The sequence below is a fragment of the Jatrophihabitans lederbergiae genome (assembly GCF_031845305.1).
Classification (GTDB): Bacteria; Actinomycetota; Actinomycetes; order Mycobacteriales; family Jatrophihabitantaceae; genus Jatrophihabitans_A; species Jatrophihabitans_A lederbergiae.
On sequence record NZ_JAVREH010000247.1, the window covers coordinates 1 to 282 of the forward strand.

The 282-nt window shown below is 70.2% G+C and carries 1 pseudogene; it reads right to left on the reverse strand.

What is annotated here, in order from left to right:
* A pseudogene (locus RM423_RS25150) lies at positions 1-259 on the reverse strand (alkaline phosphatase family protein); the annotation flags it as partial.
* Between the last annotated feature and the right edge of the window lie 23 nt (positions 260-282).

A 282-nucleotide genomic window follows, 5' to 3' on the forward strand; every position in this document is an offset into this window, starting at 1 on the left:
TGCTGCCGAACGCTGGTGGGGCGGGAGTGGATGGGTCGGCCTGGACGAGGTCGGTGAGGCTGACGGCGTCGTCCAGGCGGGGCACCCCGAGGGCAGGCAGACCGAGCAGCTCCAGCGCGGTTTTGCCGATGCTCACATGCGAAGTCCACCGGCTTTCGACGCCGGCCTTGACCCGGCCGCTGAACATGAGCAGCGGGACCCGTGGTCCGTAGGCCAACTGGACGCCGTCGGGGGTGTGCTCGACATCGGGTGTGGGCACGTGGTCGTCCCAGCCGCCCCAGT